A 24756-nucleotide genomic window follows, 5' to 3' on the forward strand; every position below is an offset into this window, starting at 1 on the left:
AGCAGGCTTTTAAAATCCAAGTGAAAAATGAGTATTTTATTATCTTGAAATAATTTATGCGCTGTAAATATTATGATTTTCTGGGTAAATAGTAATGAGCGTAGTTCCTGAGGTTATGGGAAATGTCATATTACAAAATTGTTTGTAACAAATTTGTAATACTTACGAAAAATATGAAATAATAATTTTTAATAAAATCTATGTTAGGAGAATGACGATGTTTATCGATACACATGTACACTTAAATGCAGATCAGTATGAAGAAGACTTACAAGAGGTTATTGATAGAGCTCTGAAAGCGAAAGTAGAAACGATGGTTGTTGTTGGCTTTGACCGTAAAACCATTGAAAAAACAATGCAATTGATTGACCAATATGATTTTGTTTATGGTGTGATAGGGTGGCACCCAGTTGATGCGATTGATTGTACACAAGAGGATTTAAACTGGATTGAGGAATTAGCAGCACATCCCAAAATAGTCGGTATTGGTGAAACGGGATTAGACTACTATTGGGATAAATCACCGAAAGATGTTCAACAAGCACTTTTCCGCAAGCAAATTCATTTAGCGCAAAAGCTGAATTTACCAATCATTATTCATAACAGGGATGCAACTGGAGATGTTGTACAAATTTTACGTGAAGAAAATGCAGCTTCCGTGGGAGGCGTTATGCATTGCTTTGGTGGCAGTGTGGAAACCGCACATGAATGCATTGCTATGAATTTTATGATTAGTCTTGGTGGACCCGTGACATTTAAAAATGCACGTATGCCGAAGGAAGTGGCAACAGAAATACCTTTAGAGCATTTGATGATTGAAACAGATGCTCCGTATTTAGCGCCTCATCCATATCGAGGAAAGCGTAATGAGCCAGCATTAGTGCCGTTAGTTGCAGAAGAAATTGCACGTTTAAAAGGATTAACGATTGAAGAAATTGCACAGGCCACAACAGCAAATGCGAAAAAATTTTTTGGGATTGACATTTAGTAGCTGAGATGCCTCCAATGCTGGGTTTGTGGTTGGGTGACAAGGCAAGGTCAAATTTCTTTTCCAAAACATTCGGGTTGACAGTGCCAAATCTAGTCCGTATAATCCAACCTTGTATTAAGGAGGCGTTTTTTCATGTCAAATAATTCCATGAAAAACTTGTTCTTAGGATCATTGAGGAGTAAGCAAACAGTGATAGGAATTATTTCACTTATCCTGTTTGTATCTGTAATTTCATTCGTACTTTATCAAGGTACTAAAAAAACCGTAACGCTTGAAGCAGACGGAAAAACAACCGAAATATCAACACATGCAAAAACTGTAGAACAATTATTACAAGATCAAAATATAGACATAGCAGAGCATGACAAAATATCACCCTCTCTGAATACCAAAATTGCTAATGGAATAGCAATTACATGGGAACAGGCAAAAGAAGTAACTATTTCAGTTGACGGAAATCAGTCAAAAGTTTGGACAACTGAAACACAAGTGAAAGACATTTTGAAAGAAGCGAGTATCAACGTATCAGAGCATGACTCTTTAAAACAAGGTCTTGATACAGAGGTAGGAGCAGACAACAAAATCGATATCCAAAAAGCGTTTCAAGTATCGCTTGTAGATGGCGTAAACGAAAGACAAGTATGGTCCACTTCGACTACGGTCGCTAACTTTTTAAAACAACAAGGAATTCAACTTAATGAATTCGATCGTGTCGAGAATAACCTGAAGGACGTAATCACCCCGGGAAGTAAAATCACAGTAGTTCGCGTAGAAAAGGTTATCGATGTAGTGGAAGACTCTTTAGATTTCGCAGTTGAAAAGAAGAAGGATGCTTCATTGCAAAAGGGAAAACAAAAAGTTGTAACAGCTGGCCAGGAAGGTTTAGTGACTAAAACGTATGAAGTCGTGAAGGAAAATGGCAAAGTTGTAGCAAAAAATTTACAATCTGAAAAGGTTGTGAAAGAACCGAAGAAGCAAGTAGTTGCGGTAGGTACTAAAAATTTAGTAGCAAGTACAACTACTGTATCACGTGGTTCAGCAGAGCCAGCTAGCGGTAAAGAATTTTATGTAACGGCAACAGCCTATACACCATATTGTGATGGCTGCTCGGGTACATCTGCCACTGGCATCAATTTGCGTGCAGGCTCTGGATTGAAAGTAATCGCAGTAGACCCATCTGTTATTAAGCTAGGCTCAAAAGTTTGGGTTGAAGGCTATGGAACAGCTATAGCAGGGGATACTGGTGGTGCAATTAAGGGTAATAAGATCGACATACTTGTACAAACTGAAGCCCAAGCTAGTAATTGGGGAGTTAGGAAAGTGCGTATAAAAGTATTAAATTAAAAAAATTGTAAAATTAATCAATATGTTTTTTCGCTAATTTTAGCTTTCCTGTTTTGACTGGCAGGAAAGCTTTTTATTTTTCTTCAGTAATTTTTTGTTCTGGAGGATGAAGCGTAACTAAAAGCTATAGCGAAAGTGAAGCAGAAACAACATTCAACTCGAGAAAGAGTATTATAGAAGAAGATGAATAGCCGTGTATTTCTGTACAATCGTACAGTGCAGTTGTAAAATGGTCTGAAGATAAGGTAGAAAAGAGGAGCCTTTTTGCGAATAAAAGAAATCATTGTTGTTGAAGGGAAAGATGATACAACAGCTATTAAGCGAGCTACACAAGCAGATACAATAGAAACAAATGGATCGGCTATCTCAGAGGAGACATTGAAGCGAATTCAACATGCTCAGGATAAAAGAGGTGTTATTGTTTTTACTGATCCAGATTATCCAGGACGTCGGATTCGTGCCATTATCGAGGAGCATGTAAAAGGTGTAAAACACGCTTTTTTACCAAAAGCTAAAACAATTGCAAGAAACGGTAAAGGACTAGGCATTGAGCATGCAGCAGATGAGGATATACGAGAAGCACTACGACATGTCTATACCCCAAATGCTGATGAGCTAAACACTGATGATATTACTCTTGAGGATTTAATGACGGCACGTTTAATTGGCCATCCACAGGCGAAAATTCGACGTGATCGCCTTGGAGAAATATTGAATATTGGTGCAACAAACGGTAAACAACTTCATAAAAGATTGAAAATGTTTCAAATCACAGAAAAGCAATTTGGTGCGGCAGTCGCACAGTTAGATCAGGAGGAAAACGATGCATAAGGATATTGCAACACCAATTAGAACACAAGAAATTTTAAAGAAATATGGATTTTCATTTAAAAAAAGTTTAGGTCAAAATTTTTTAATAGATCCGAACATTTTACGAAATATTGTTAGTCATGCAAATTTAACTGAGAATAGCGGTGCAATCGAAGTTGGTCCTGGTATTGGAGCATTAACAGAGCATTTAGCGAGAAATGCAAAAAAGGTTGTATCTTTTGAAATTGATCAACGCTTATTACCTGTATTAGAAGATACACTTAGTCCATATAATAATGTTACTATTGTACATTCAGACATTTTAAAGGCGGATGTTGCTAAGGTAATTAATGAAGAGATGCCGGGTATTGAGGATATTATGGTTGTAGCAAATTTACCTTATTATGTGACGACACCGATTTTATTGAAATTACTCAATGATCGTTTGTCAATTCGTGGCTTTGTTGTCATGATGCAAAAGGAGGTAGCGGATCGTATTACGGCTAAACCTGGAACGAAGGAGTACGGTTCTTTATCAATTGCGATCCAATATTATGTAAAGGCTGAGATTGCTATGACAGTACCGAAGACTGTTTTCATGCCACAGCCAAATGTAGATTCTGCGGTAATCCGTCTTATTAAACATGATGAGCCTCCAGTAAAGGTAATTGATGAGGATTTCTTATTTGTTGTAACTCGAGCGTCGTTTGTACAGCGTCGAAAAACAATTTTTAATAATTTGCAATCAGGTTTACCAAATGGAAAGGAACATAAGGAAAAAATTTTGGAAGCCTTAACAGCGGTAAATATTGAACCAACACGTCGAGGAGAAACGCTTACTATACAAGAGTTTGGAAAATTGGCAGATGCACTATATCCAACGTTTGCAAAGTAAAACTTTTTTGTTAACATTTTTGATTTTACGTAAAAAAATTTGTTTTTTCATAAAAAATAAGTTGACAACATTTATTCCAGGCTGATAAAATATTATATTTTGTTGACATTTTTGGGCGAATCGCTTATACTAAGAAGTAGTGAGGTGTAAGCGAAAATGCCAAAAACTTTAGCGGACATTAAAAAGTCGTTGGATTGTCATTTGGGTAAACGTTTGCAGTTAAGAGCAAACGGAGGTCGCAAGAAAACGGTCGAGTGTGCAGGGGTATTGCGTGAGACATATCGCGCTATTTTTGTAGTTGAGCTTGATCAAGAAGACAATACGTGCAAGCGCGTATCGTATAGCTACACAGATATTTTAACTGAAGCAGTAGAGATTACATTTTTAGACGAAGCAAAGGCTGCTGTCGCAAAATAGTTTCTAGTACTTATTTCTATATTTTGAAACACTCATGTATGTTAAAAACTACATGAGTGTTTTGCGTTTTCTGGGACATACTAAATTCGTCAGTTGTTAAAGGAGGAGTTTATATGCCTAGAAAAGGTATCATGTCACCTCGTTTAAAAGAAGAGATCGCTAAAGAACTTGGATTTTATGATGTTGTGCAACGAGAAGGCTGGGGCGGCATTAAAGCTCGAGACGCTGGTAATATGGTGAAACGTGCCATTGAAATGGCTGAAAGAGCAAATAGTGAGCAAGAGCATAATAAGTAGACTATTTTTGTTAAAATAGACCACTTATAAAAGATAACTTCATTTCGAACAGGGATGAAAACTTCCTGTCGACACAACAACACAACTGACGAGAGAGAACCGTTACACCAAACAGGGGTATACGGTTCTTTTTTTCCGTTTTCGCTTTCCCATTATGGTAAAATAAAATGAATAATCTTTGTGAAAGATGAACGGCTGTTTATACTAAGGAGGAAGAAAGATGCTTTATGTAAAGGCGCCTGCAAAAATAAATTTAACATTAGATGTACTTTATAAAAGACCAGATAATTATCACGAAGTAGAGATGGTCATGACGACTGTCGATTTGGCTGATCGTATTAGTCTGGAATCTCGAGAAGATGGCGTAATTGAAATAATTTCGACTGATAATTTTGTGCCAAATGATCACCGTAATTTTGCTTATCAGGCAGCGCGTCTAGTTAAAGATACATACGGCATTGGACAAGGTGTATCCATTACTATAGAAAAAGAAATACCAATTGCAGCAGGGCTAGCAGGCGGAAGTAGCGATGCGGCTGCTACACTGAAAGGTTTAAATGAGCTGTGGGATTTAGGGTTATCTATAGATGAATTAGCCGAACTAGGTGCTAAAATTGGTTCAGATGTTTCGTTTTGTGTCTATGGAGGCACAGCATTAGCAACAGGGCGTGGAGAAAAAATTCAGGAATTACCTGCACCGCCAAACTGTTGGGTAGTCTTAGCTAAGCCGAAAATAGGTGTCTCTACAGCTGAAGTGTATGGAGGGCTAAAGGTTGAAGGATTAGAACATCCAAATACGAAGCAAATGATTCAAGCTATTGAAACGGAAAGTTATGAGTTACTATGTGCATCGTTAGGGAATGTTTTGGAAACTGTAACATTTAAGCTACATCCAGAAGTAGTAATGTTAAAGGAACAGATGAAGCGCTTTGGAGCAGATGCAACATTAATGAGTGGGAGCGGTCCGACGGTGTTTGGTTTAGTAGATAGTGAAGCTCGTGTAAGCCGTATTTATAATGGCTTACGTGGTTTTTGTGAAGAAGTTTATGCTGTCCGGATTTTAGGTGAACGAAATACGCTTGCTTAAAACCGCAAATTTATGTTAATTTTACCTATAAATATTCGTGTTTAGGAGAGGGTCGCATGAAATGGAAACGTAGTGAACGACTAGTTGATATGACGTACTATTTACTAGAACATCCACATCAGTTGATCCCGCTAACTTATTTTTCAGAACTATATCAATCTGCAAAGTCTTCTATTAGTGAAGATTTGACGATTGTAAAAGAAACTTTCGAAGAAAAAGGAATCGGGTTATTGATAACAGTACCGGGCGCTGCTGGAGGAGTTAAGTATATTCCTAAAATGTCCGAGGCTGAGGTCCGTTTAGTTATTCAGGATTTAAAGGCGGAGCTTGAGCATTCAGATCGTTTATTACCAGGCGGTTATTTATTTATGACCGACTTACTCGGCAATCCAGATTTAATTAATCGAGTTGGAAAGGTGTTTGCATCCGCATTTGCTGACCAAAAAATTGACGTCATAATGACTGTCGCGACAAAAGGGATTTCTATTGCCCATGCCATTGCAAGACATTTAAATGTACCAGTTGTTGTTGTTAGAAGAGATAGTAAGGTAACTGAAGGCTCTACAGTCAGCATCAACTATGTATCGGGTTCTTCCAGAAGAATTCAGACAATGGTATTATCGAAAAGAAGCATGAAGAGTGGACAACGAGTGCTTATAACTGACGACTTTATGAAGGTCGGTGGTACAATGAACGGCATGAAAAATCTATTAGAGGAGTTTGACTGCCAGCTGGCGGGTATTGCAGTACTTGTAGAGGCTGAGCATGCAGATGAAACGTTAGTAGATGATTATTATTCACTGGTGAAGCTTCATGAGGTCAATGAAAAAGACCGTACAATTGCATTAAGCGAAGGTAACTATTTTTCTAAAAAGGGGAAATGACAAATGAAAGTAGTAGCAACAACAAATGCACCAGCAGCAATCGGACCGTATTCACAAGGGATTATCGTAAACGGCATGTTTTATAGCTCAGGTCAAATTCCACTAACGGCAGCCGGCGAATTAGTAGAAGGCGATATCACAGTTCAAACAAATCAAGTATTTGCGAATTTAAAAGCAGTTTTAGAAGCTGCTGGAACATCTTTAGACAATGTTGTTAAAACAACTGTTTTTATGAAGGACATGAACGACTTTGTGGCAATGAATGAAGTATATGCTAGCCACTTTGGCGATCATAAACCAGCTCGTTCAGCAGTAGAGGTTGCACGTCTACCAAAGGATGTTAAAGTAGAAATTGAAGTTATTGCCATCGTTAAATAAGTAATTTTTAAGCTCGCTAGAAGAGAAGTGATTAGCTCTTTTAGTGGGCTTTTTTTTATCTTTGTACAACAAATGTTTTTTGTGCGAAAGCGAAGTGTTAACGAAGCGACAGCGGCAAATGTTTTCTGTGCGAAAGCGACAACCACGCTAAGGAGAAATTGATTAGTATTAGAGCGATTGTCAAACAATTGTCAAAATTTATGTATATAAAGGAAATATTATACTAATGAGTATTCAAATTTTTTTGAAAATTTGATAGACTATAAAAAGGAAAATATTCGGTAATAAAGAATATTATATTTTCATTTAGGCATCTAAGAAGAGAGGTGGTGAGAAAATGGAAGTTACTGATGTGAGGTTACGTCGTGTACAGACAGATGGTCGCATGCGTGCGATTGCTTCCATTACACTCGACAACGAGTTTGTGGTTCATGATATTCGTGTGATAGATGGCAATACAGGTTTATTCGTTGCTATGCCAAGTAAACGAACGCCAGACGGTGAATTTAGAGATATTGCACATCCTATTAATTCGACGACTCGTAATAAAATTCAGGAGATTATTTTAAACGAGTACCATAATTCAAGCGAAACAGAAGAAGTAGAAAAAGCAGAAGAATTAGAAGAAATCGGTGTATAGTTTCAAAGGAATAAATAGTAATGCGCATCACCATAACGTGAGATTGATTGCCGTTCTGACTGGGCGCTTTGTAGCTGACGCTTCGCTTTCGCTACAGGAAACATTTGTAGCTGACGCTTCGCTTTCGCGCAGAGCAAAGCTTCCTAGGGGCGACTGATGAGCTGCTTCGCTTGCGCTTAAACAAATGTCATCCACAAATTTTGGGATGATCCATATTAATGGTGATTATTCAAATTCTTACACTTTTTGTATACACCTGGTAACATTAGATAATTAGGGCTCTTCTTAATTGGAGAGTTCTTTTTATTTTGTGAATAAGAGAAAAAGAGCAGTTTTAGGACATACATATTAACATTCGAGCATAAGGTGCATTTGATTTGGAAATTCATCTTTTTGTCAACTCTACATACCTTGAAAATAGATGAATTTTGCTATATAGTCATAAGAGAAAATGAGCGTATTGGAGGACTTACAGATGAGCAACATTTTTGCTGTCATTTTGGCTGCAGGTCAAGGTACACGTATGAAGTCCAAATTATATAAAGTGCTCCATCCAGTATGTGGGAAGCCGATGGTGCAACATGTGGTGGATCACATTCAAACGTTAGATGTGAGTCGCATCGTAACGGTTGTAGGACACGGTGCAGAAAAGGTAAAACAACAGCTTGGAGATAAAAGCGAGTATGTTTTACAGGCTGAACAGTTAGGGACAGCTCATGCTGTACAGCAGGCTGAGGAAATTTTAGGTAGCGAAGAAGGGACAACATTAGTTGTTTGCGGTGATACACCACTTATTCGCCCTGAAACGATGCAAGCTTTGTTCGAGCATCATCAAGCAAAGAATGCTAAGGCTACTATTTTAACAGCGATTGCTGAAAATCCAACAGGCTATGGTCGCATTTTACGTGGCGAAAATGGACAGGTGGAGCAAATTGTTGAACAAAAGGATGCTTCAGCAGAACAGCAATTAGTTAAAGAAATTAATACGGGCACATACTGCTTTGATAATAAAGCGTTATTTGAGACATTAAAGCTTGTGAAAAACGACAATGCACAGGGCGAGTTTTATTTACCTGATGTGATTGAAATTTTACAAAAACAAGGCGATATCGTTGAAGCATATGTAACGGAAGATTTTGAAGAAACACTTGGTGTTAATGACCGTGTTGCTCTGTCACAAGCAGAGACGCTAATGCGTACAAGAATTAATGAAAAGCATATGCGTAACGGGGTCACAATTATTAATCCAGAAGCAACATATATTAGCGCAGACACGGTGATTGGTCGAGATACTGTTATTCAGCCGGGCTCTATGATAGAAGGTGCAACTGTTATTGGTGAAGATTGCATAATCGGGCCAAACACACAAATCATAGATAGCCGTATCGGTGACCGAACAACTGTGCATTCTTCTGTTGTGCGTGAAAGCGCTGTAGCAGAAGACACAGCTATTGGACCTTTTGCACATATTCGACCACTTTCTGATATTGGTAGCCATGTGAAAATTGGTAACTTTGTAGAAGTGAAGAAAAGTAAACTAGGTAATGACACGAAAATATCACACTTAAGCTATATTGGTGATGCTGAAATAGGAAGTAATGTCAATGTTGGCTGTGGTTCCATTACAGTAAACTATGATGGGAAAAACAAGTTCCAAACAATTATTGAAGATGATGTATTTGTAGGATGTAATACTAACTTAGTAGCGCCAGTGAAAGTTGGAAAAGGTTCATTTATTGCAGCAGGATCTACAATTACAAAAGAAGTTCCTGAGGATGCACTTGCAATTGCTCGTGCAAGACAAGAAAACAAACCGAATTATGTAAGCAAATTAAATTCAAAATAATTATCAACTAAACAGGAGGCCATCATGCCGTATCATTATGCAAACTCACAATTAAAAATATTTTCACTTAACTCTAACAATCCACTTGCTCAAGAAATTGCGCAAGAAATGGGTGTTGAATTAGGTAAATCTTCTGTTAAACACTTCAGCGATGGAGAAGTTCAAATTAGCATTGAAGAAAGTATTCGTGGTTGTGATGTGTTTATCGTGCAGTCTACTTCTGCACCTGTAAACGAACATTTAATGGAGCTTTTAATTATGGTGGATGCTGTAAAACGCGCATCTGCTCGTACAGTAAACGTTGTAATGCCTTACTATGGATATGCTCGTCAGGACCGTAAAGCAAAAGCACGCGAGCCAATTACAGCTAAATTAGTAGCAAACTTACTTGAAACAGCAGGTGCAACACGTGTAATCGTTTTAGATTTACATGCACCGCAAATCCAAGGTTTCTTCGATATTTTAATCGACCACTTGATGGCAGTGCCTTTACTATCTGATTACTTCAAATCAAAAGGTATTCCAGAAGATGAAATCGTTGTTGTTTCACCAGATCATGGTGGTGTAACACGTGCTCGTAAAATGGCAGAACGTTTAAAAGCACCTATTGCAATTATTGACAAGCGCCGTCCAAAACCAAACGTTGCAGAAGTAATGAACATTGTTGGTAATGTTGATGGTAAAGTGGCAATCTTGATTGATGATATTATTGACACTGCAGGTACGATTACAATCGGTGCGGATGCATTACGTGCTGCTGGTGCGAAAGAAGTTTATGCTTGCTGCTCTCACCCAGTACTATCAGGTCCAGCAATCGAACGTATTGAAAACTCTTCAATTAAAGAATTAGTTGTAACAAATACTATCCAGCTTTCTGAAGAGAAAAAATCTCCAAAAATTACAGAACTATCAGTAGCTAAATTAATGGCAGATGCAATCTCTCGTGTTTATGAAAATAAATCTGTAAGTACTCTATTTGATTAATATAAATAAACAAATTTCACATACAGTAAATTGATGTGACATAGTAAGGACAAATCTACGTTTGCAAGTAGATTTGTCCTTTTTTATAGGTCTCTTTTGTGTGAATTTTCTTGTAAAAGGGTATAATAGTAATTGTGACTTAATAATATTTACACTACTGTATAAAAAATAGAGGTAAATATTATTAGAGCCTTAACAAATGTCATCGAGGATTTTAAAGTATTAATGACATTCATGATAAGGCGTAAATAATTTTTCTTGGAAGGGGAAGTATAGATATGAGTACAGTATTAAGTGTTACAAAGCGCGAAGCTGGGCATCGTTCAACATTAACCCAACTTAGAAAAGGGGGAGCCATTCCTGCGGTTATTTACGGCTATAATTTAGATTCTACCCCAATTTCTATTTCAGCGAAGGAATTCAAAAAATCCATTATAAAAAATGGACAAAACGCTGTGTTTTCGATGAAGCTAGACGAGAAAAAAGTGAATGTTGTTGTGTCAGAAATACAACAATGCTCTCTGAAAGGTGAAGTAAATCATGTAGACTTTTTAGCAATTAATATGTCTGAAGAGTTAGAAGCTGACGTGCCTATTAAACTTGTTGGAGAGTCGGTTGGTGTAAGTGAAGGTGGCATTTTGATGCAGCCTAACTTAGAACTGAAAATTAAAGTAAAACCAGCTGATATGCCAGAAGCAATCGAAGTGGATATTACTAAACTTAAAATTGGTGAGTCAATCACAATAGCAGATATTCGAGAATCAATAGATTTTGAGATTGTTAGTGAAGGTGAGCATATATTGGCAACAATGATGGCACCAGTTGCTGTAGTTGAAGAAGAAACTAGTATTGAACAAGAGTAAATATAGATGATAAGGAAAGGCTATTAAAGAAGGTTAACCTTCTTTAATAGCTTTTTTGTGTTTTTTGGAACCCCATATACTTCATATCATTAAAAGATTAACGAAGGAGAACGATATTTTATTTGAGACCTATATGTTTTTTTTTGTGGGGGCTCAATTATTGCTCTTGGAAAGCATCTGGGCTTTTCTAGTCAATCAGTGCTTTTGTTTTTTGAATTTTTTCATTCAAGAAATGTACAAAATGCTTTCTTAGTACATGATATGGTAAAATAATGACTATTAGATTTGAAAGAAGAGGGGTACTTATGAAAATTATCGTTGGTTTAGGAAATCCAGGTAAACCTTATGAGCATACAAGACATAATATTGGCTTCGATGTTATAGATGCGTTAGCTGAAAAATGGGGTGCACCTTTAACTAATTCAAAGTTTAATGGTATGTATGCAACGGTACATCGTCCTGAAGGAAAGGTTCTACTTGTTAAACCTTTAACATATATGAATTTATCAGGGGAATGTGTTGGTCCCCTAATGAACTATTTTGATATTGATGTGGAAGATTTAATTGTTATTTATGACGATTTAGATTTAGAGACAGGTAAATTACGCCTGCGTCAAAAAGGTAGTGCAGGTGGACATAATGGTATTAAATCATTAATTCAGCATTTAGGCACGCAAGAATTTAATCGCATTCGTGTTGGGGTTAACCGCCCGCCGGCTGGCATGAAGGTAGCAGATTACGTGTTATCGAAATTTTCAAAAGAAGATCAAGCTGTTATGGGAGACACTATTGAAAAGTGTGTAAATGCTATAGAAGCATCTCTTTCAAAGCCATTTCTTGATGTAATGAATCACTTTAACGGGTAACAATAAGTTAAAGTTTGGTGTGAATATTCCAGTTGTTTAGGATGACGGTTTAATTTCTCTCAGCGGGTGGTGTTTTCGTAGCGAAAGAGAAGCGTCAGCTACAAGTGTTTTGGGTAGCGAAAGCAAAGCGACAGCTTACTAAATTGTATAGTCTAATTTTAGACACAATGCAAAAACTATTCTCTATTTTAAAGAGCAATTATGCTAAGACAAAATTGAAAGTGCATAATCTTTTTTAGAAATGTCTATACTTTAAGTAGTAATTGCTTAAAGGAGGATGATTTGGAGATGTCAGTTCGCTATCGATGTCGGCATTGTGAAGTAGAAATAGGGACACTACCATTTGATGCAGATGATACAATTCGAAAACTGCATATTTTTGAAATGGGAGAAGCGGATGATTATGTTGAGAAAGACCAACATGGACAAACGACGGTGCACTGCATTTGTGAGCAATGTGAGGATTCGCTAAGACAATATCCAGATTATCATGCACTCAATAAATGGATTCAATAATTGGAAGGATGCTTTGGCGCACTTTCGTGCGTTCAAAGCTTTTTCCATTGAAAAAATGGACAAAAAAGATGCGTATCATAGTACTAGATTCGTAGTATATGACGAAAAGAATTACGCGCTGAAAGGAGCTTTTGACTGTGGAAGTTTTACGACAGCTTGTGTCGCAGGACAAACATATCACATCATTTTTACAGGAGATTCAGAGCGGTCATACTGCTTCACAACTTATTACGGGATTAACAGGAAGCGCACGTCCAGTAATGGTCGATGTGTTATTTGAATATGTAAAAAAACCAATCTATATTGTATCTCCTAATCTATTACAGGCACAAAAAATGGCCGACGAGCTTGTGGGACTTTTAGGTGAGGAGCATGTTCATTATTATCCTGCAGATGAGTTTATTGCCGCAGACTTGTCTGTTGCCTCTCCAGAGTTACGTGCAGAGCGTATCGCGACACTTGATCACTTAGCTAGAGGTGAAAAAGGGGTTTATGTGATACCAGTTGCGGGCTTACGTAAAATGATGCAGCCTAAAGAACATTGGTTACATTATTTTTTACAAACAGCAGTAGGCGAGGAAATTCAGACTGAAGAATGGCTGCAAACATTAGTAGAGATGGGTTACGTACGTAATTCAATGGTAACAACACCAGGAGAATTTGCGCTACGTGGTGGCATACTAGATATTTATCCGCCGTATTTAGAGTCACCTATTCGTATTGAGTTATTTGATACGGAAGTAGACTCTATTCGAACATTTTCAGCGGATGATCAACGTTCCATTGATAAATTGCAGAAAGTGCGTATCCTACCAGCATCTGAAGTTATTTTGACGAAGAAAGAAAGAGTAGTGTTGGCAAGTCGTTTAGAAGCTGCATTGGCGACAAGCTTAAAGAAAGTCAGAAAGCAGGAGACAAAGGAGCTACTGTATCAGCATATTCAACACGATATTGAATTGCTACAACAGGGGAGTTTACCAGACTATGTAAACAAATATGGTTCTTTATTGTATGAGAAACCTGCTTATTTAGGTGACTATTTTACACATGATGGGATTGTACTGTTTGATGAGCTCGGGCGTATTCAGGAGGTTATGGATGCCTGGGAGCGTGAAGAGGATGAATGGTTTTTATCATTAATTGAAGAAGGAAAAATGGTGCATGATGTAAAGCCTGCCTTCTCTTTAAAAGAAATTTTAGCAATGCTGTCACAGCAAAAATTATATTTCTCATTATTTTCTCGGACATTTGCAGGTGTAACGTTTAATAAGACGACAAACTTTTCTTGTAAGCCCATGCAGCAATTTCATGGCCAAATGTCATTATTACAAAATGAGGTTGAACGCTGGCTACTTGGTAAATTTACTGTACTTATCGTTACAAGGGATAAAGAACGTGTTAAACGTGTACAGCAGATGCTTGAGGAATATGATATTCATACATCAATTGGTGATCCGACAGAGCCAGGTATTTATATTGTGGATGGTTCACTGTCTAGTGGCTTTGAATTACCGCTACAACGTCTAGCGATTGTGACAGAGGATGAACTATTTAAACAACAGGCAAAGAAAAAAGCACGTCCTCAAAAAATGACGAATGCAGAGCGTATTAAAAGCTATACAGAAATTAAACCTGGCGACTATGTTGTACATGTACATCATGGTATAGGTAAATATATTGGTGTGGAAACATTAGAGGTAAATGGTACACATAAGGATTACTTGCACATTCGATACCGCGCAGATGATAAGTTATATGTACCAGTAGAGCAAATAGATTTAATTCAAAAATATGTGGCATCTGAAGAACGTGAACCAAAGCTACACAAACTAGGTGGAGCAGAGTGGAAAAAAGCCAAAGCAAAGGTATCCTCTGCTGTTCAAGATATTGCAGATGATTTAATTAAGCTGTATGCGAAGCGTGAAGCCGAGAAGGGTCATGCCTTTGAGATTGACAACGATGATCAGCGCAATTTTGAGGCTTCATTCCCTTATGAAGAAACAGAGGATCAGCTACGTTCAATTATTGAAGTAAAACGTGATATGGAGCGTGAACGCCCTATGGATCGTCTTGTATGTGGAGATGTAGGGTATGGTAAAACGGAGGTAGCGATTCGTGCTGCATTTAAAGCAATTCAAGATGGCAAACAAGTAGCATTCCTTGTGCCGACCACGATTTTAGCACAGCAGCATTACGAAACGATTCGTGAGAGATTTCAAGGTTTTGCTATTAATGTAGGTCTCTTATCTCGTTTCCGTACAAAAAAAGAGCAAACAGCGACGTTAAAGGGTATAAAAGAAGGGCAAGTTGATATTGTCGTTGGAACGCATCGAATTTTATCTAAAGATTTATTATTCCAAGACCTTGGGCTACTAATTGTTGATGAGGAGCAACGTTTTGGTGTAACACATAAAGAAAAAATTAAACAACTAAAAACGAATGTCGATGTATTGACGCTAACGGCAACTCCAATTCCAAGAACATTGCATATGTCGATGGTAGGTGTTCGAGATTTATCGGTCATTGAAACTCCACCAGCAAATCGTTTCCCTGTACAAACCTATGTAATGGAACATAGCGGTGCATTAGTACGAGAAGCTATTGAGAGAGAGATGGCGCGCGGAGGTCAAGTATTCTACTTATACAATCGTGTAGAAGATATGGCTCGTAAGGTTGAGGAAATTCAAATACTTGTCCCAGAAGCGCGTGTAGGACATGCACATGGTAAAATGACGGAATCAGAATTAGAATCTGTCATATTAGCCTTTTTAGAAGGTGACTATGATGTGCTTGTAACGACAACCATTATCGAGACGGGTGTGGATATACCGAATGTGAACACATTGATTGTCCACGATGCTGATCGAATGGGCTTAGCGCAGCTTTATCAATTGCGTGGTCGTGTTGGACGTTCTAATAGGGTTGCATATGCATATTTTATGTATCAACGTGATAAAGTTCTTACAGATGTGGCTGAGCAACGATTACAGGCGATTAAAGAATTTACAGAGTTAGGATCAGGTTTTAAAATTGCTATGCGTGACTTATCCATTCGTGGTGCTGGTAATTTGCTTGGAGCACAACAGCATGGCTTTATTGATTCTGTCGGCTTTGATTTATATTCACAAATGCTACAAGAAGCAATTGCCGAGCGTCAAACAGGTGTGAAAAAAGAAGAAAAGCCTGACATTGAAATTTTATTGAGTGTTGATGCCTATATCCCAGATGTATACATTCCTGATGGCTATCAAAAAATTCAAATGTATAAACGTATTAAAGCAATGGATCAAGTGGAGGAATATAGCGAAGTCATGGAGGAATTAGAGGATCGTTTCGGTGATCTTCCGATTGAAACAGAGCGCTTACTGCGAATTGCACGTATGAAGGTATGGGGATTAGGTGCAGGGGTATTATCTGTGAAAGAAAAGCAAAAGATCGTCACGATATTGTTGTCTGCAGAAGGTACAGCACAAGTTGATGGTGGTAAAATTGTTGAAGAATCCATGAAATTTGAACGTGCTGTCGGTTTTGGTATGGATGGAATGCAATTGAAATTTACGATCGATGAACGAAAATGTGGAAAATATCAACCCTTTGATATTTTAGAAGAAATGATGCAAATTATTGCTAATTCAAAAAAACAACAATAAAAGAAAAGCTGATCATAGCTCGCGAGGGAAATGATTAGCTTTTTTTATTCGGCTAAGGAGAAATCTCTATAAGTGATAAGTGTTGAAACGTCAAAGTCGAATTGATTATTATTGCTCAATAAATTTCTTCATAAATCATTAATAAAAATTTGTTCTGTGGTTAATCTAAGATAAGTTGATTGAAGTTAAAAATCTACATGCTAAAACCAATTAAAGCACAAGTGCTTAGGCTTACAAGGCTTTTTGAAAAATATTGTTGGTCGTGAAATCCTTTTTCTTCAGTTTTTGCATAGATTGCTTTATAAAAAACCATACTATTGTTGAATAAAAATTTCATTGTAGCGAAAGCGAGGCATTAAGAATGAAGGCAACAGGAATTGTTCGTCGTATTGATGATTTAGGGCGTGTGGTTATTCCAAAAGAAATTCGTAGGACGCTACGTATTCGTGAGGGTGACCCGTTAGAAATTTATACAGATCGTGAAGGCGAAGTCATTTTAAAGAAATATTCTCCAATTAATGATTTGGGGGAATTTGCAAGAGAATATGTAGAAACATTATATGAAACGTTAGGTACTCCGGCATTTGTAACCGACCGAGATGAAGTAATTGCTGTCTCAGGGATCGGTAAGAAAGAGTACATTAATCGTCGTATTACATCCTTTGCGGAAAGTTTTATGGACGAGCGTTCAACAAAAATAGAAAAAATGGAAACAACTATTGAGATTGTTCCTGGACAATATGAGCAAGTAAAGTCATATTGCGCAACGCCTATTATGGTAAATGGTGATCCAATCGGCTGTATTATCGTTTTGTCTAAAGTACATTTTGTCGGTGAGGTTGAAGTAAAAGTTGCAGAAACAGCTGCTAATTTCTTAGCTAAACAAATGAATAGTTAATGAAAATTTAAAGTTATTGCGCTGACCTTTTAGGCTGAACAATAACTTTTTTTCGTACATAGTTGTATACAGAAGTATTTATGATAGTGCTATCGGGCGCGTCAAACTTTTGAGATATGCTATACTATTGGCATTGTTATAGAAGGAATGAGGGCAATTTATGTCGGAACGTTTTGGCATGAAAAGCTACATGAAGGGCGCGGCCTTACTTACAATTGCTGCTCTTATTGTGAAGGTTCTTAGTGCAATTTATCGTGTGCCTTTTCAAAATCTTGTTGGTGATGACGGGTTTTATATTTACCAACAGGTGTATCCAATTATATCTATTTTCGTCGTATGGACATCGAGTGGCTTTGCAGTAGCCATTTCTAAAATGCTAGCAGATAATGATTGTATTTTAGACCCGCTGGAGCGAAATCAGAAACGTAGCGGTATTTTGCGTATTGTTTTTCTTTATTTAACAGTACTATCGTTGTTGTTTTTTGCTGTTTTATTTGGTGGTGCTGAAATACTTGCACAGCTCATGGGTGATACTCAGCTAGCGCCTTTAATACGGACTGGTTCATTTGTAGTGCTTGTCATGCCAGCGCTTGCTATTTTGAAGGGTGGCTTCCAATCAAGAGGTATTATGGAGCCAATTGCTTATGCACAAGTCCTTGAACAAGCTGTGAGAGTATCTGTCATTTTAGCGGGTACATTTATTATTATGACGACGACAAAATCACTATATAGTGCGGGACAAATGGCCATTATAGGTACAGTAATTGGTGAAATTGTAGGCTTTTTATTACTTGCGTTTATCTTTAAAAAACGTTTTGGTCTATTTAAGGACAAAAAACTACAGCAACGTATCGAAAGTTTTTCCGTTATTAAAGAGGTAACATTGCTAAGCTTAAGCGTAAGCATGAGCGGTTTATTGTTACTAGGCTATCAGCTAGTTGATTCTTTTACTATTTATTCACTATTAATCGAAGGTGGTATGGATCAGACGCTAGCTAAGGAAACAAAAGGCGTTTATGACCGCGGACAGCCATTAGTGCAACTTGGAGTTGTTATTGCTTCTGCTCTTTCACTTGCTATTGTGCCTCTTGTCGCACATATGTCCAAAAAACAGGAAGGTCGTAGTGCAATTCCGTTTATACAGCTAACCTATAGAGCGTCTATATTATTTGGGTGGGCAGCATCTCTAGGTTTAATACTCGTTATGCCTTATATTAATGCAATGCTCTTTAAAACAGATACACTGTCGGAAGTACTTATGATATATGTGTTACAAATTGTGCCTTTGTCGATTATTTTGACATTTACAGCTATTCTGCAAGGCTATGGAAAATTAAAAAAGCCAGCTTTATTTTTGATTGTAGGTTTTATTTTAAAAATAATATTGAATGTGCTGACAATTAATTTGTTTGGTGTATTAGGTGCGGCCATTGCTAACAATGTGGGTCTATTGTTTACTGCACTTATGCTTGTTTTCTATTTAAAGAAAATCACGGCCATTCAATTAGCGCCAGCAGATTTTTATAAAAAAGTAGGGATTGCATCACTCAGTATGGCAGCTGTAGTATTAGTTTGGTTACAATTTGTACCAGTGTTGTTAAACCAATTTTTATCGCCTCGCTATGTCGCGGTGGTAGCAGGTTTGACAGCGGTATGTTTAGGTGCATTTGTAATGATTACAGTCATTGTTAAGTTACGTGTGCTAGCTGAAAAAGAGTGGTATTTACTGCCATTTGGTCGAAAAATGGCTGTTTATCAATTATGGTTAAATCGGAAGAAGTAGGTGGATGGATTGAATAATTTAACAGTTATTGGCTTAGGTGCGGGTGATTTTGATCAACTGCAAATGGGTGTCTATAAAAAATTAAAAACGGCTAGAAAATTATATGTTCGTACAGTGGATCATCCAGTATTAGAGGAATTATCAGCAGAAGGCTTACAATTTGAGAGCTTCGATGCAGTCTATGAAAAACATAGTTCATTCCAGCCTGTATATGAGGAAATTGCAGAAAAGCTTGTAGCTACTGCAGCGATTGAAGATGTGATGTACGCTGTACCAGGCCATCCACTTGTTGCGGAGCAGACTGTACAATTGCTTATTGCAGCGGCGGATGAGGGAAAAGTAAATTTAATCATTGAAGGTGGGCAAAGCTTCTTAGATCCAATATTTGGCGCGTTGAAAATCGACCCAATTGAGGGCTTTCAATTGCTAGATGGCACTAGCTTTTCTATGCATGACATTAACTTGCATCAACATATTTTAATAGCCCAAGTATATGATACATTCAGTGCGTCAGAAGTAAAGCTAACGTTAATGGAGAAATACGATGACGAATACCCTGTTACAGTTGTTACAGCAGCGGGCTCGTCACAGGAAAAGTTAATAACAATACCACTTTATGAACTCGACCAAAGTGTTGAGGTGAACAATTTAACAACTGTATATGTGCCACCTGTTAAATCACAAGAGGAGGCATTAAGGGACTGGACAACTTTCCGTCAAATTATTGCTACTTTACGAGGTCCAAATGGCTGTCCATGGGATCAAAAGCAAACGCATGAATCATTGAAAAAATATTTATTAGAAGAGGCTCATGAATATTTGGCAGCTGTAGATGCAGAGGATGACTTTGCGATGATCGAGGAGCTTGGGGATGTGTTATTACAAATATTCCTTCATGCACAAATCGGAGAAGATCAAGGTTACTTTACATTAGAAGATGTTTTAGCTTCAATTAGTGAAAAAATGATTCGTCGACATCCGCATGTGTTTGGGGATGTATCGGTAGAAGATGCAGATGACGTTGTAGCTAATTGGGAAGCTATAAAAGCAGAAGAAAAAGGTAAAAGTGATAAGCCGCTATTAGAAGAAGAATACCGGGCGTCCTCAGCTTTACAAACAGCGTATAATTATCAAAAAAGAGCTGCAAAGGTAGGGTTTGACTGGCCAGATGTAGATGGTGCATGGGACAAGTTTACGGAGGAATGGCAGGAATTTCGCCATGAGGTGACGAAAGGTACAAATGCGTCACGTCTTGATGAATTTGGAGATGTGCTATTCACACTTGTGAATTTAGCACGTTTCTACAAGCTATCTCCAGAAGAGGCTATGATACATGCCAATGAGAAGTTTTCGAGACGCTTCGGTTATGTGGAAGCAAAGGTAAAGGAAAGTGGGAAGCCGTTTTCGGATTATACATTAGAACAGTTAGATGCTTTCTGGAATGAAGCAAAACAGCTAGAAAAGGAGTAAAAATATGCGATTAGATAAATTTTTAAAAGTATCACGTTTAATTAAGCGTCGTACATTAGCAAAAGAAGTGGCAGATCAAGGTCGTATTACGATAAACGGTAAGGTAGCAAAAGCTAGTAGTGCTGTAAAAGCAGGTGACGAGCTAGCCATTCGTTTTGGACAAAAAATTGTAACAGCGCGTGTAGAGGAATTACGTGATACTGTGAAAAAAGAAGATGCAGCAAAAATGTTTACTATTTTGAAAGAAGAGCGTTTGGAAAAAATTGAACCTGAATATATTGATGATGAAGACTAATTAATAGTGACTTACATTTAGTCCTGATCTCCTCTGAAGTTCTCAAAAGCTGTCACTGATTATAGCCACAATAATGCTGATGAAAGTTTAACAACTTTAATAAAGTTGTCATGCTTTTAAGGTTGTCCGCATAAAGTGAACAGAAGCTAGGACGACTAAAGGAGGAAGAAAATGACGCTACATCAAGAAAGTAACCGTTACACAATTCCATCTGGAGAACATATTTTAACGATTCGTAATCGTAAAAGAATGGACATGACTTCTGTAAAATCAATTGAACGCTTTGATCAGGAAGAGTTTTTTATCAAGACGTCCCAAGGGCATTTGTTAATCCGTGGAGAGGAACTGCATATCGTTCATTTAGATGTTGATAAAGGGTTATTGACACTTGAAGGAACTGTAAAAACCTTACAGTATGACGAGGAGGAAAGTGGCTTCTCGAAAGGTTTCCTTCATAAGTTGTTTGGATGATTGTTAGTGAACAATTTGTTCAGCTATTAGTCATGGTTTTGAGCGGTATAGCAGTTGGGTTCATTATTGATAGTGTAAGGCTTATTGTTTTTTCGACTCCAAAAAGGTCAAGCCTTCGAAGGTGGATGATGGTATTAGAATTACTCGCTTGGATTCTACTTGGAGGACTGACATACTATTTATTATTTTGGCTGAAAGATGGCGCTTGGCGGGCTTATGACCCGCTAGCGCAAATAGCCGGAATTTTTTTGTATCAAACGTTTTTTCAAACATTTTTACGTTTCATCGCAAAGATTTTTGTGAATATAACATGGAGACCTTTCTGGTTCGTCGTACAATTAATAATTGCTATCATTCGACAAATTTTACAGATACTAATAAACATTGGAGCTTTTATTTTAAGACCTTTTGTCAAAATTTATTCGTATTTGTCCAACACTTTTTTAAAAAAATTCCGATATATCAAGTATAATAAAAGACAACAATAATTTTCGGAGGTGCGGGCATGTCTAGACGTCATTCATCAAATGATGGCCAACAAAACTTTACTAAACTTGATAATGACTATGTCCGTAACACGGATAGAGCTATAAATCGTAAAAAACAATCACGGAAAAGAAAAATACGGCGTATTGTCTTTTTTGCAATTGTGCCAGTCGTTATTATCGCCTTTCTCATAAATATACTTTTTCAACAAAATAAAACATTAGCTGTAAAAGAGAAGAAGAAAGACGAAGTGAATCAGCATCTAACTGAAGTGAAGGAAGAACGAGATTCATTAAATCTTAAAATTAAACAATTAGAAGATGATGAATATATCGCGAAGCTATTACGCAAAGAGTATTTCCTATCCGAAAAAGGTGAAGTTATTTTCATTATACCGGAAGAGAAAGAAAAAAAAGGAGATATACCAGAAAAAAAGGATAAAAAAGACGTCATACCAGAAAAGAAAGATAAAAAAGGCGACTGAAAAGCTATGTATTGTTGACACTCTTTTTTTGTTATATATAATGAAAAGAGAAACTTATTGCAGTAAAAAGTTTGATTAAATTGATTACATGACTCAAAAGAGTCGCTTAATTTTTAAGGAGGAGCATTTTTTTTATGTCAATTGAAGTAGGCAGCAAGGTACAAGGTAAAGTAACAGGAATCACAAATTTTGGAGCATTCGTTGAGCTGCCAGATGGCAAAACAGGCTTAGTACACATCAGTGAAGTTGCTGACAATTATGTAAAAGATATCAATGAGCATCTAAAAGTTGGAGATGAAGTTGAAGTAAAAGTGATGAATGTTGAAGCGGACGGAAAGATTGGTCTTTCAATCCGTAAAGCAAAGCCTCAAGCTGAGAGACCAGAGCGTCCAGCACGTCCACGTCGAGAAAATCGTTCTAATGATCGCAACGAACGTCATCAGCCAAAAGAGAATTTTGAGCAAAAAATGGCGCGTTTCTTAAAAGATAGTGATGAACGTCTAGCAACACTTAAACGTGCTACAGAGTCAAAACGCGGTGGTCGTGGCGCAAGAAGAGGGTAGTTTGCTGACTGTTTTAATCGTAGAAAAAGTGTATGAAATAGAGTTGGGATTAGCTTTTTACTAAAGCTAATCCCTTTTTTTATCTTCTTCTGGATGCAATTATGCCGGGGCATAATTGCTTAGTTAAATAATATGTAAGGATATACGATTTTTCCTATAACGTGGATGTTGGTCTTTTTTTCTTCTTAGGAGCTGGTGCGGGTGCTTGTTCAGTAGGTGCTTCTGAAGACTTTTCGACTGGGTTAGCAACCATTTTGATAAGTAGAAACACACCATATACACTAATGGCTAGTCCAGTGATGAGTAAAAATATTTGTACAACAAATGGTAAATTAATAAGAATGGATACGAGAATAATCATAGAGCCACTTCCACAAATTAAAGCAGCTTTTGTTAATAAACCCAAAGGAAATAAACCTCCTAGTCAATACGTTCTTTTCATTATTAGTATGCCATATTTTTTGTAGACAGTAAAAAACATAGGCTCTTCACCAAAACGTGTGGTTGATTTCCGTTCCGACTGGGCGCTTTGCCGCTGACGCTTCGCTTTCGCACAGAGCAGAGCTTCCTGGGGGCGTCCGATGAGCCGCTTCACTCGCGTTGCTCGCTCCAGGGTCTCATCTGTGACGCTGATCCCCAAGGAGTCGCCCAGCCTTCACTCCAATCAACCTATATTGCATACGTTTTAACAAATGTCACCCACAACTTTTGGTGATGAGCCAAAACATAAGTAAGTATGGATTTTTCTAGTATGTAAATTTCGACTTAAGAGGGTTGCTACACCATCTTTTCTAACTTCTTTCCGATTCCGGACGCAATTATGCTGAGGTATAATTGATCCTACAAAAAAATAGGCGTCTCAGAAACGATTCTGAGACGCCTATTTGAGATGACCCCTACGGGATTCGAACCCGTGTTACCGCCGTGAAAGGGCGGTGTCTTAACCACTTGACCAAGGGGCCTACTATGGTGGCGGCCGAGGGGATCGAACCCCCGACCTTACGGGTATGAACCGTACGCTCTAGCCAGCTGAGCTAGGCCGCCATTAAGATTTTGGAGCGGAAGACGAGGTTCGAACTCGCGACCCCCACCTTGGCAAGGTGGTGTTCTACCACTGAACTACTTCCGCATTTGTTTTTTAAGGACAAGTTAAATAATACAAGCCTTTGTTACTAACGTCAAGGACTTTTTGAAAAAAATTTAATAAAAATATATGGTTTTATTAATTATTTAAAATGTATGCCATTTATATAAGTTGATCTTCGTTCCGACTAGGCGACTCCTAGGGGATTAGCAATAGAGGAATGAAGGCTAAAACCATCACATCCTGTGATAACGCCTTCGTGACCAAAATCGGTGCTGCTGCCGCTTCGTTAGCACTACGCTTTCGCGCAAAAAACATCGTGCTGCTGCCGCTTCGTTAGCACTACGCTTTCGCGCAAAAAACATCTGTTGGCCCGAGACCCTGCACGAAGCGGCTCATCGGACGACCCTAGGAAGCTTTGCTCTGCGCGAAAGCGAAGCGTCAGCTACAAGGCGCCTGGTCGGAACGGCAATCAACCACACGCTATGGTGATGAGCCTTTTCTTGGGAAATTTATCAAACTTTTTGTTCTTAAGTAGAAAAGTATCAGCGTAACTGCTGACTATAGTATTTTGACGAAATAGGGGGCATCGATCAATGAAAAAGAAAGGATGAAAGGGCACTAGACCTCTTATGGCATAGATTTTGTAAAGAATATTATGTAGCGACAAAGAAACTTAGTTAAGGGAATTTTCTGTTATTTAAAAACAATTACATAGGAGGAAATATTTCTAATCTAGTACGGCTTATAGTTTT

At 37.8% G+C, this 24756-nt stretch carries 27 protein-coding genes and 3 tRNA genes; 24 read left to right on the plus strand and 6 right to left on the minus strand.

Annotated elements, in window-relative coordinates:
• Window positions 1-217: 217 nt before the first annotated feature.
• The 10 genes from QUF91_RS00685 (at window position 218) to spoVG (ending at window position 7742) form a co-directional block, all read left to right on the plus strand.
• Entirely contained in the window at window positions 218-988 is a 771-nt protein-coding gene (locus QUF91_RS00685; RefSeq protein ID WP_285399931.1) for a TatD family hydrolase, read from the plus strand.
• A 135-nt stretch (window positions 989-1123) separates the two neighbouring features.
• Window positions 1124-2335, plus strand: coding sequence for a resuscitation-promoting factor (locus tag QUF91_RS00690; protein WP_285399932.1), 1212 nt, complete (start codon window positions 1124-1126; stop codon window positions 2333-2335).
• A gap of 264 nt (window positions 2336-2599) precedes the next feature.
• On the plus strand, window positions 2600-3166 hold the full coding sequence (gene rnmV, locus QUF91_RS00695) for a ribonuclease M5 (protein ID WP_285399933.1): 567 nt from the start codon (window positions 2600-2602) through the stop codon (window positions 3164-3166).
• Window positions 3159-4040, plus strand: coding sequence for a 16S rRNA (adenine(1518)-N(6)/adenine(1519)-N(6))-dimethyltransferase RsmA (gene rsmA / locus QUF91_RS00700; RefSeq protein WP_289416478.1), 882 nt, complete (start codon window positions 3159-3161; stop codon window positions 4038-4040). Before rnmV ends, rsmA begins: the two co-directional genes overlap by 8 nt.
• Before the next feature lie 156 nt (window positions 4041-4196).
• Entirely contained in the window at window positions 4197-4457 is a 261-nt protein-coding gene (veg, locus tag QUF91_RS00705; protein WP_053594102.1) for a biofilm formation stimulator Veg, read from the plus strand.
• Window positions 4458-4570: 113 nt separating this feature from the next.
• A complete protein-coding gene (locus QUF91_RS00710) occupies window positions 4571-4753 on the plus strand; it encodes a small, acid-soluble spore protein, alpha/beta type (protein ID WP_049667357.1) in 183 nt (60 codons plus the stop codon).
• Between the two features lie 220 nt (window positions 4754-4973).
• Complete coding sequence (gene ispE, locus QUF91_RS00715) at window positions 4974-5840, plus strand: 4-(cytidine 5'-diphospho)-2-C-methyl-D-erythritol kinase (RefSeq protein ID WP_285399937.1); 867 nt, start codon at window positions 4974-4976, stop codon at window positions 5838-5840.
• A 56-nt stretch (window positions 5841-5896) separates the two neighbouring features.
• The gene (gene purR, locus QUF91_RS00720) at window positions 5897-6724 is read left to right on the plus strand and encodes a pur operon repressor (protein WP_285399938.1); all 828 of its coding nucleotides are present in this window, start codon (window positions 5897-5899) and stop codon (window positions 6722-6724) included.
• Window positions 6725-6727: 3 nt separating this feature from the next.
• Window positions 6728-7102, plus strand: a complete 375-nt coding sequence (locus QUF91_RS00725) for a RidA family protein (RefSeq protein WP_068986585.1) — start codon at window positions 6728-6730, stop codon at window positions 7100-7102.
• A gap of 337 nt (window positions 7103-7439) precedes the next feature.
• Complete coding sequence (spoVG, locus tag QUF91_RS00730) at window positions 7440-7742, plus strand: septation regulator SpoVG (protein WP_285399939.1); 303 nt, start codon at window positions 7440-7442, stop codon at window positions 7740-7742.
• 2 nt (window positions 7743-7744) lie between these two features.
• Here spoVG and QUF91_RS00735 read toward each other — a convergent pair whose 3' ends face one another.
• A complete protein-coding gene (locus QUF91_RS00735; RefSeq protein WP_289416484.1) occupies window positions 7745-7879 on the minus strand; it encodes a hypothetical protein in 135 nt (44 codons plus the stop codon).
• A gap of 338 nt (window positions 7880-8217) precedes the next feature.
• Between QUF91_RS00735 and glmU the strand changes: the two genes are divergently transcribed.
• From glmU to QUF91_RS00805, 14 genes are all read left to right on the plus strand, one after another.
• The gene (glmU, locus tag QUF91_RS00740; protein WP_285399940.1) at window positions 8218-9588 is read left to right on the plus strand and encodes a bifunctional UDP-N-acetylglucosamine diphosphorylase/glucosamine-1-phosphate N-acetyltransferase GlmU; all 1371 of its coding nucleotides are present in this window, start codon (window positions 8218-8220) and stop codon (window positions 9586-9588) included.
• A gap of 24 nt (window positions 9589-9612) precedes the next feature.
• Window positions 9613-10572, plus strand: coding sequence for a ribose-phosphate diphosphokinase (locus QUF91_RS00745; RefSeq protein WP_285399941.1), 960 nt, complete (start codon window positions 9613-9615; stop codon window positions 10570-10572).
• 278 nt (window positions 10573-10850) lie between these two features.
• Entirely contained in the window at window positions 10851-11435 is a 585-nt protein-coding gene (locus QUF91_RS00750) for a 50S ribosomal protein L25/general stress protein Ctc (protein WP_285399942.1), read from the plus strand.
• Between the two features lie 305 nt (window positions 11436-11740).
• Window positions 11741-12301, plus strand: coding sequence for an aminoacyl-tRNA hydrolase (pth, locus tag QUF91_RS00755; protein ID WP_285399943.1), 561 nt, complete (start codon window positions 11741-11743; stop codon window positions 12299-12301).
• A gap of 288 nt (window positions 12302-12589) precedes the next feature.
• Complete coding sequence (locus QUF91_RS00760) at window positions 12590-12817, plus strand: anti-sigma-F factor Fin (RefSeq protein ID WP_143996615.1); 228 nt, start codon at window positions 12590-12592, stop codon at window positions 12815-12817.
• Window positions 12818-12954: 137 nt separating this feature from the next.
• Entirely contained in the window at window positions 12955-16467 is a 3513-nt protein-coding gene (mfd, locus tag QUF91_RS00765) for a transcription-repair coupling factor (protein ID WP_285399944.1), read from the plus strand.
• A 361-nt stretch (window positions 16468-16828) separates the two neighbouring features.
• Entirely contained in the window at window positions 16829-17365 is a 537-nt protein-coding gene (spoVT, locus tag QUF91_RS00770) for a stage V sporulation protein T (RefSeq protein ID WP_068986592.1), read from the plus strand.
• Between the two features lie 160 nt (window positions 17366-17525).
• Window positions 17526-19148, plus strand: coding sequence for a putative polysaccharide biosynthesis protein (locus tag QUF91_RS00775; RefSeq protein WP_289416488.1), 1623 nt, complete (start codon window positions 17526-17528; stop codon window positions 19146-19148).
• Window positions 19149-19157: 9 nt separating this feature from the next.
• Window positions 19158-20618, plus strand: coding sequence for a bifunctional methyltransferase/pyrophosphohydrolase YabN (gene yabN / locus QUF91_RS00780; protein WP_289416489.1), 1461 nt, complete (start codon window positions 19158-19160; stop codon window positions 20616-20618).
• A gap of 4 nt (window positions 20619-20622) precedes the next feature.
• Window positions 20623-20913 (plus strand): RNA-binding S4 domain-containing protein, encoded by a 291-nt coding sequence (locus QUF91_RS00785; RefSeq protein ID WP_285399949.1) that lies wholly within the window; start codon window positions 20623-20625, stop codon window positions 20911-20913.
• Between the two features lie 171 nt (window positions 20914-21084).
• Window positions 21085-21384: a sporulation protein YabP gene (gene yabP, locus QUF91_RS00790; RefSeq protein ID WP_004229167.1), complete on the plus strand. Its 300-nt coding sequence runs from the start codon at window positions 21085-21087 to the stop codon at window positions 21382-21384.
• Window positions 21381-21872, plus strand: coding sequence for a spore cortex biosynthesis protein YabQ (gene yabQ, locus QUF91_RS00795; protein ID WP_353957831.1), 492 nt, complete (start codon window positions 21381-21383; stop codon window positions 21870-21872). The genes yabP and yabQ overlap by 4 nt, the downstream gene beginning before the upstream one ends.
• A 17-nt stretch (window positions 21873-21889) precedes the next feature.
• A complete protein-coding gene (locus tag QUF91_RS00800) occupies window positions 21890-22354 on the plus strand; it encodes an FtsB family cell division protein (protein ID WP_285399953.1) in 465 nt (154 codons plus the stop codon).
• A gap of 134 nt (window positions 22355-22488) precedes the next feature.
• Window positions 22489-22917: a S1 domain-containing RNA-binding protein gene (locus QUF91_RS00805; RefSeq protein WP_274795172.1), complete on the plus strand. Its 429-nt coding sequence runs from the start codon at window positions 22489-22491 to the stop codon at window positions 22915-22917.
• A 154-nt stretch (window positions 22918-23071) separates the two neighbouring features.
• Here QUF91_RS00805 and QUF91_RS00810 read toward each other — a convergent pair whose 3' ends face one another.
• The 5 genes from QUF91_RS00810 to QUF91_RS00830 form a co-directional block, all read right to left on the minus strand.
• Window positions 23072-23323: a hypothetical protein gene (locus QUF91_RS00810; protein WP_285399955.1), complete on the minus strand. Its 252-nt coding sequence runs from the start codon at window positions 23321-23323 to the stop codon at window positions 23072-23074.
• Between the two features lie 18 nt (window positions 23324-23341).
• Window positions 23342-23557 carry a hypothetical protein gene (locus QUF91_RS00815; protein WP_289416498.1) on the minus strand — a complete coding sequence of 72 codons (216 nt, stop codon included), beginning with the start codon at window positions 23555-23557 and terminating at the stop codon, window positions 23342-23344.
• Window positions 23558-23807: 250 nt separating this feature from the next.
• A tRNA-Glu gene (locus QUF91_RS00820) sits at window positions 23808-23879 on the minus strand.
• A gap of 5 nt (window positions 23880-23884) precedes the next feature.
• Window positions 23885-23961 (minus strand) — tRNA-Met (locus QUF91_RS00825).
• Window positions 23962-23971: 10 nt separating this feature from the next.
• Window positions 23972-24046: transfer RNA gene (locus QUF91_RS00830), tRNA-Gly, on the minus strand.
• Between the last annotated feature and the right edge of the window lie 710 nt (window positions 24047-24756).

It is taken from the genome of Lysinibacillus sp. G4S2 (assembly GCF_030348505.1).
Taxonomy (GTDB): Bacteria; Bacillota; Bacilli; order Bacillales_A; family Planococcaceae; genus Lysinibacillus.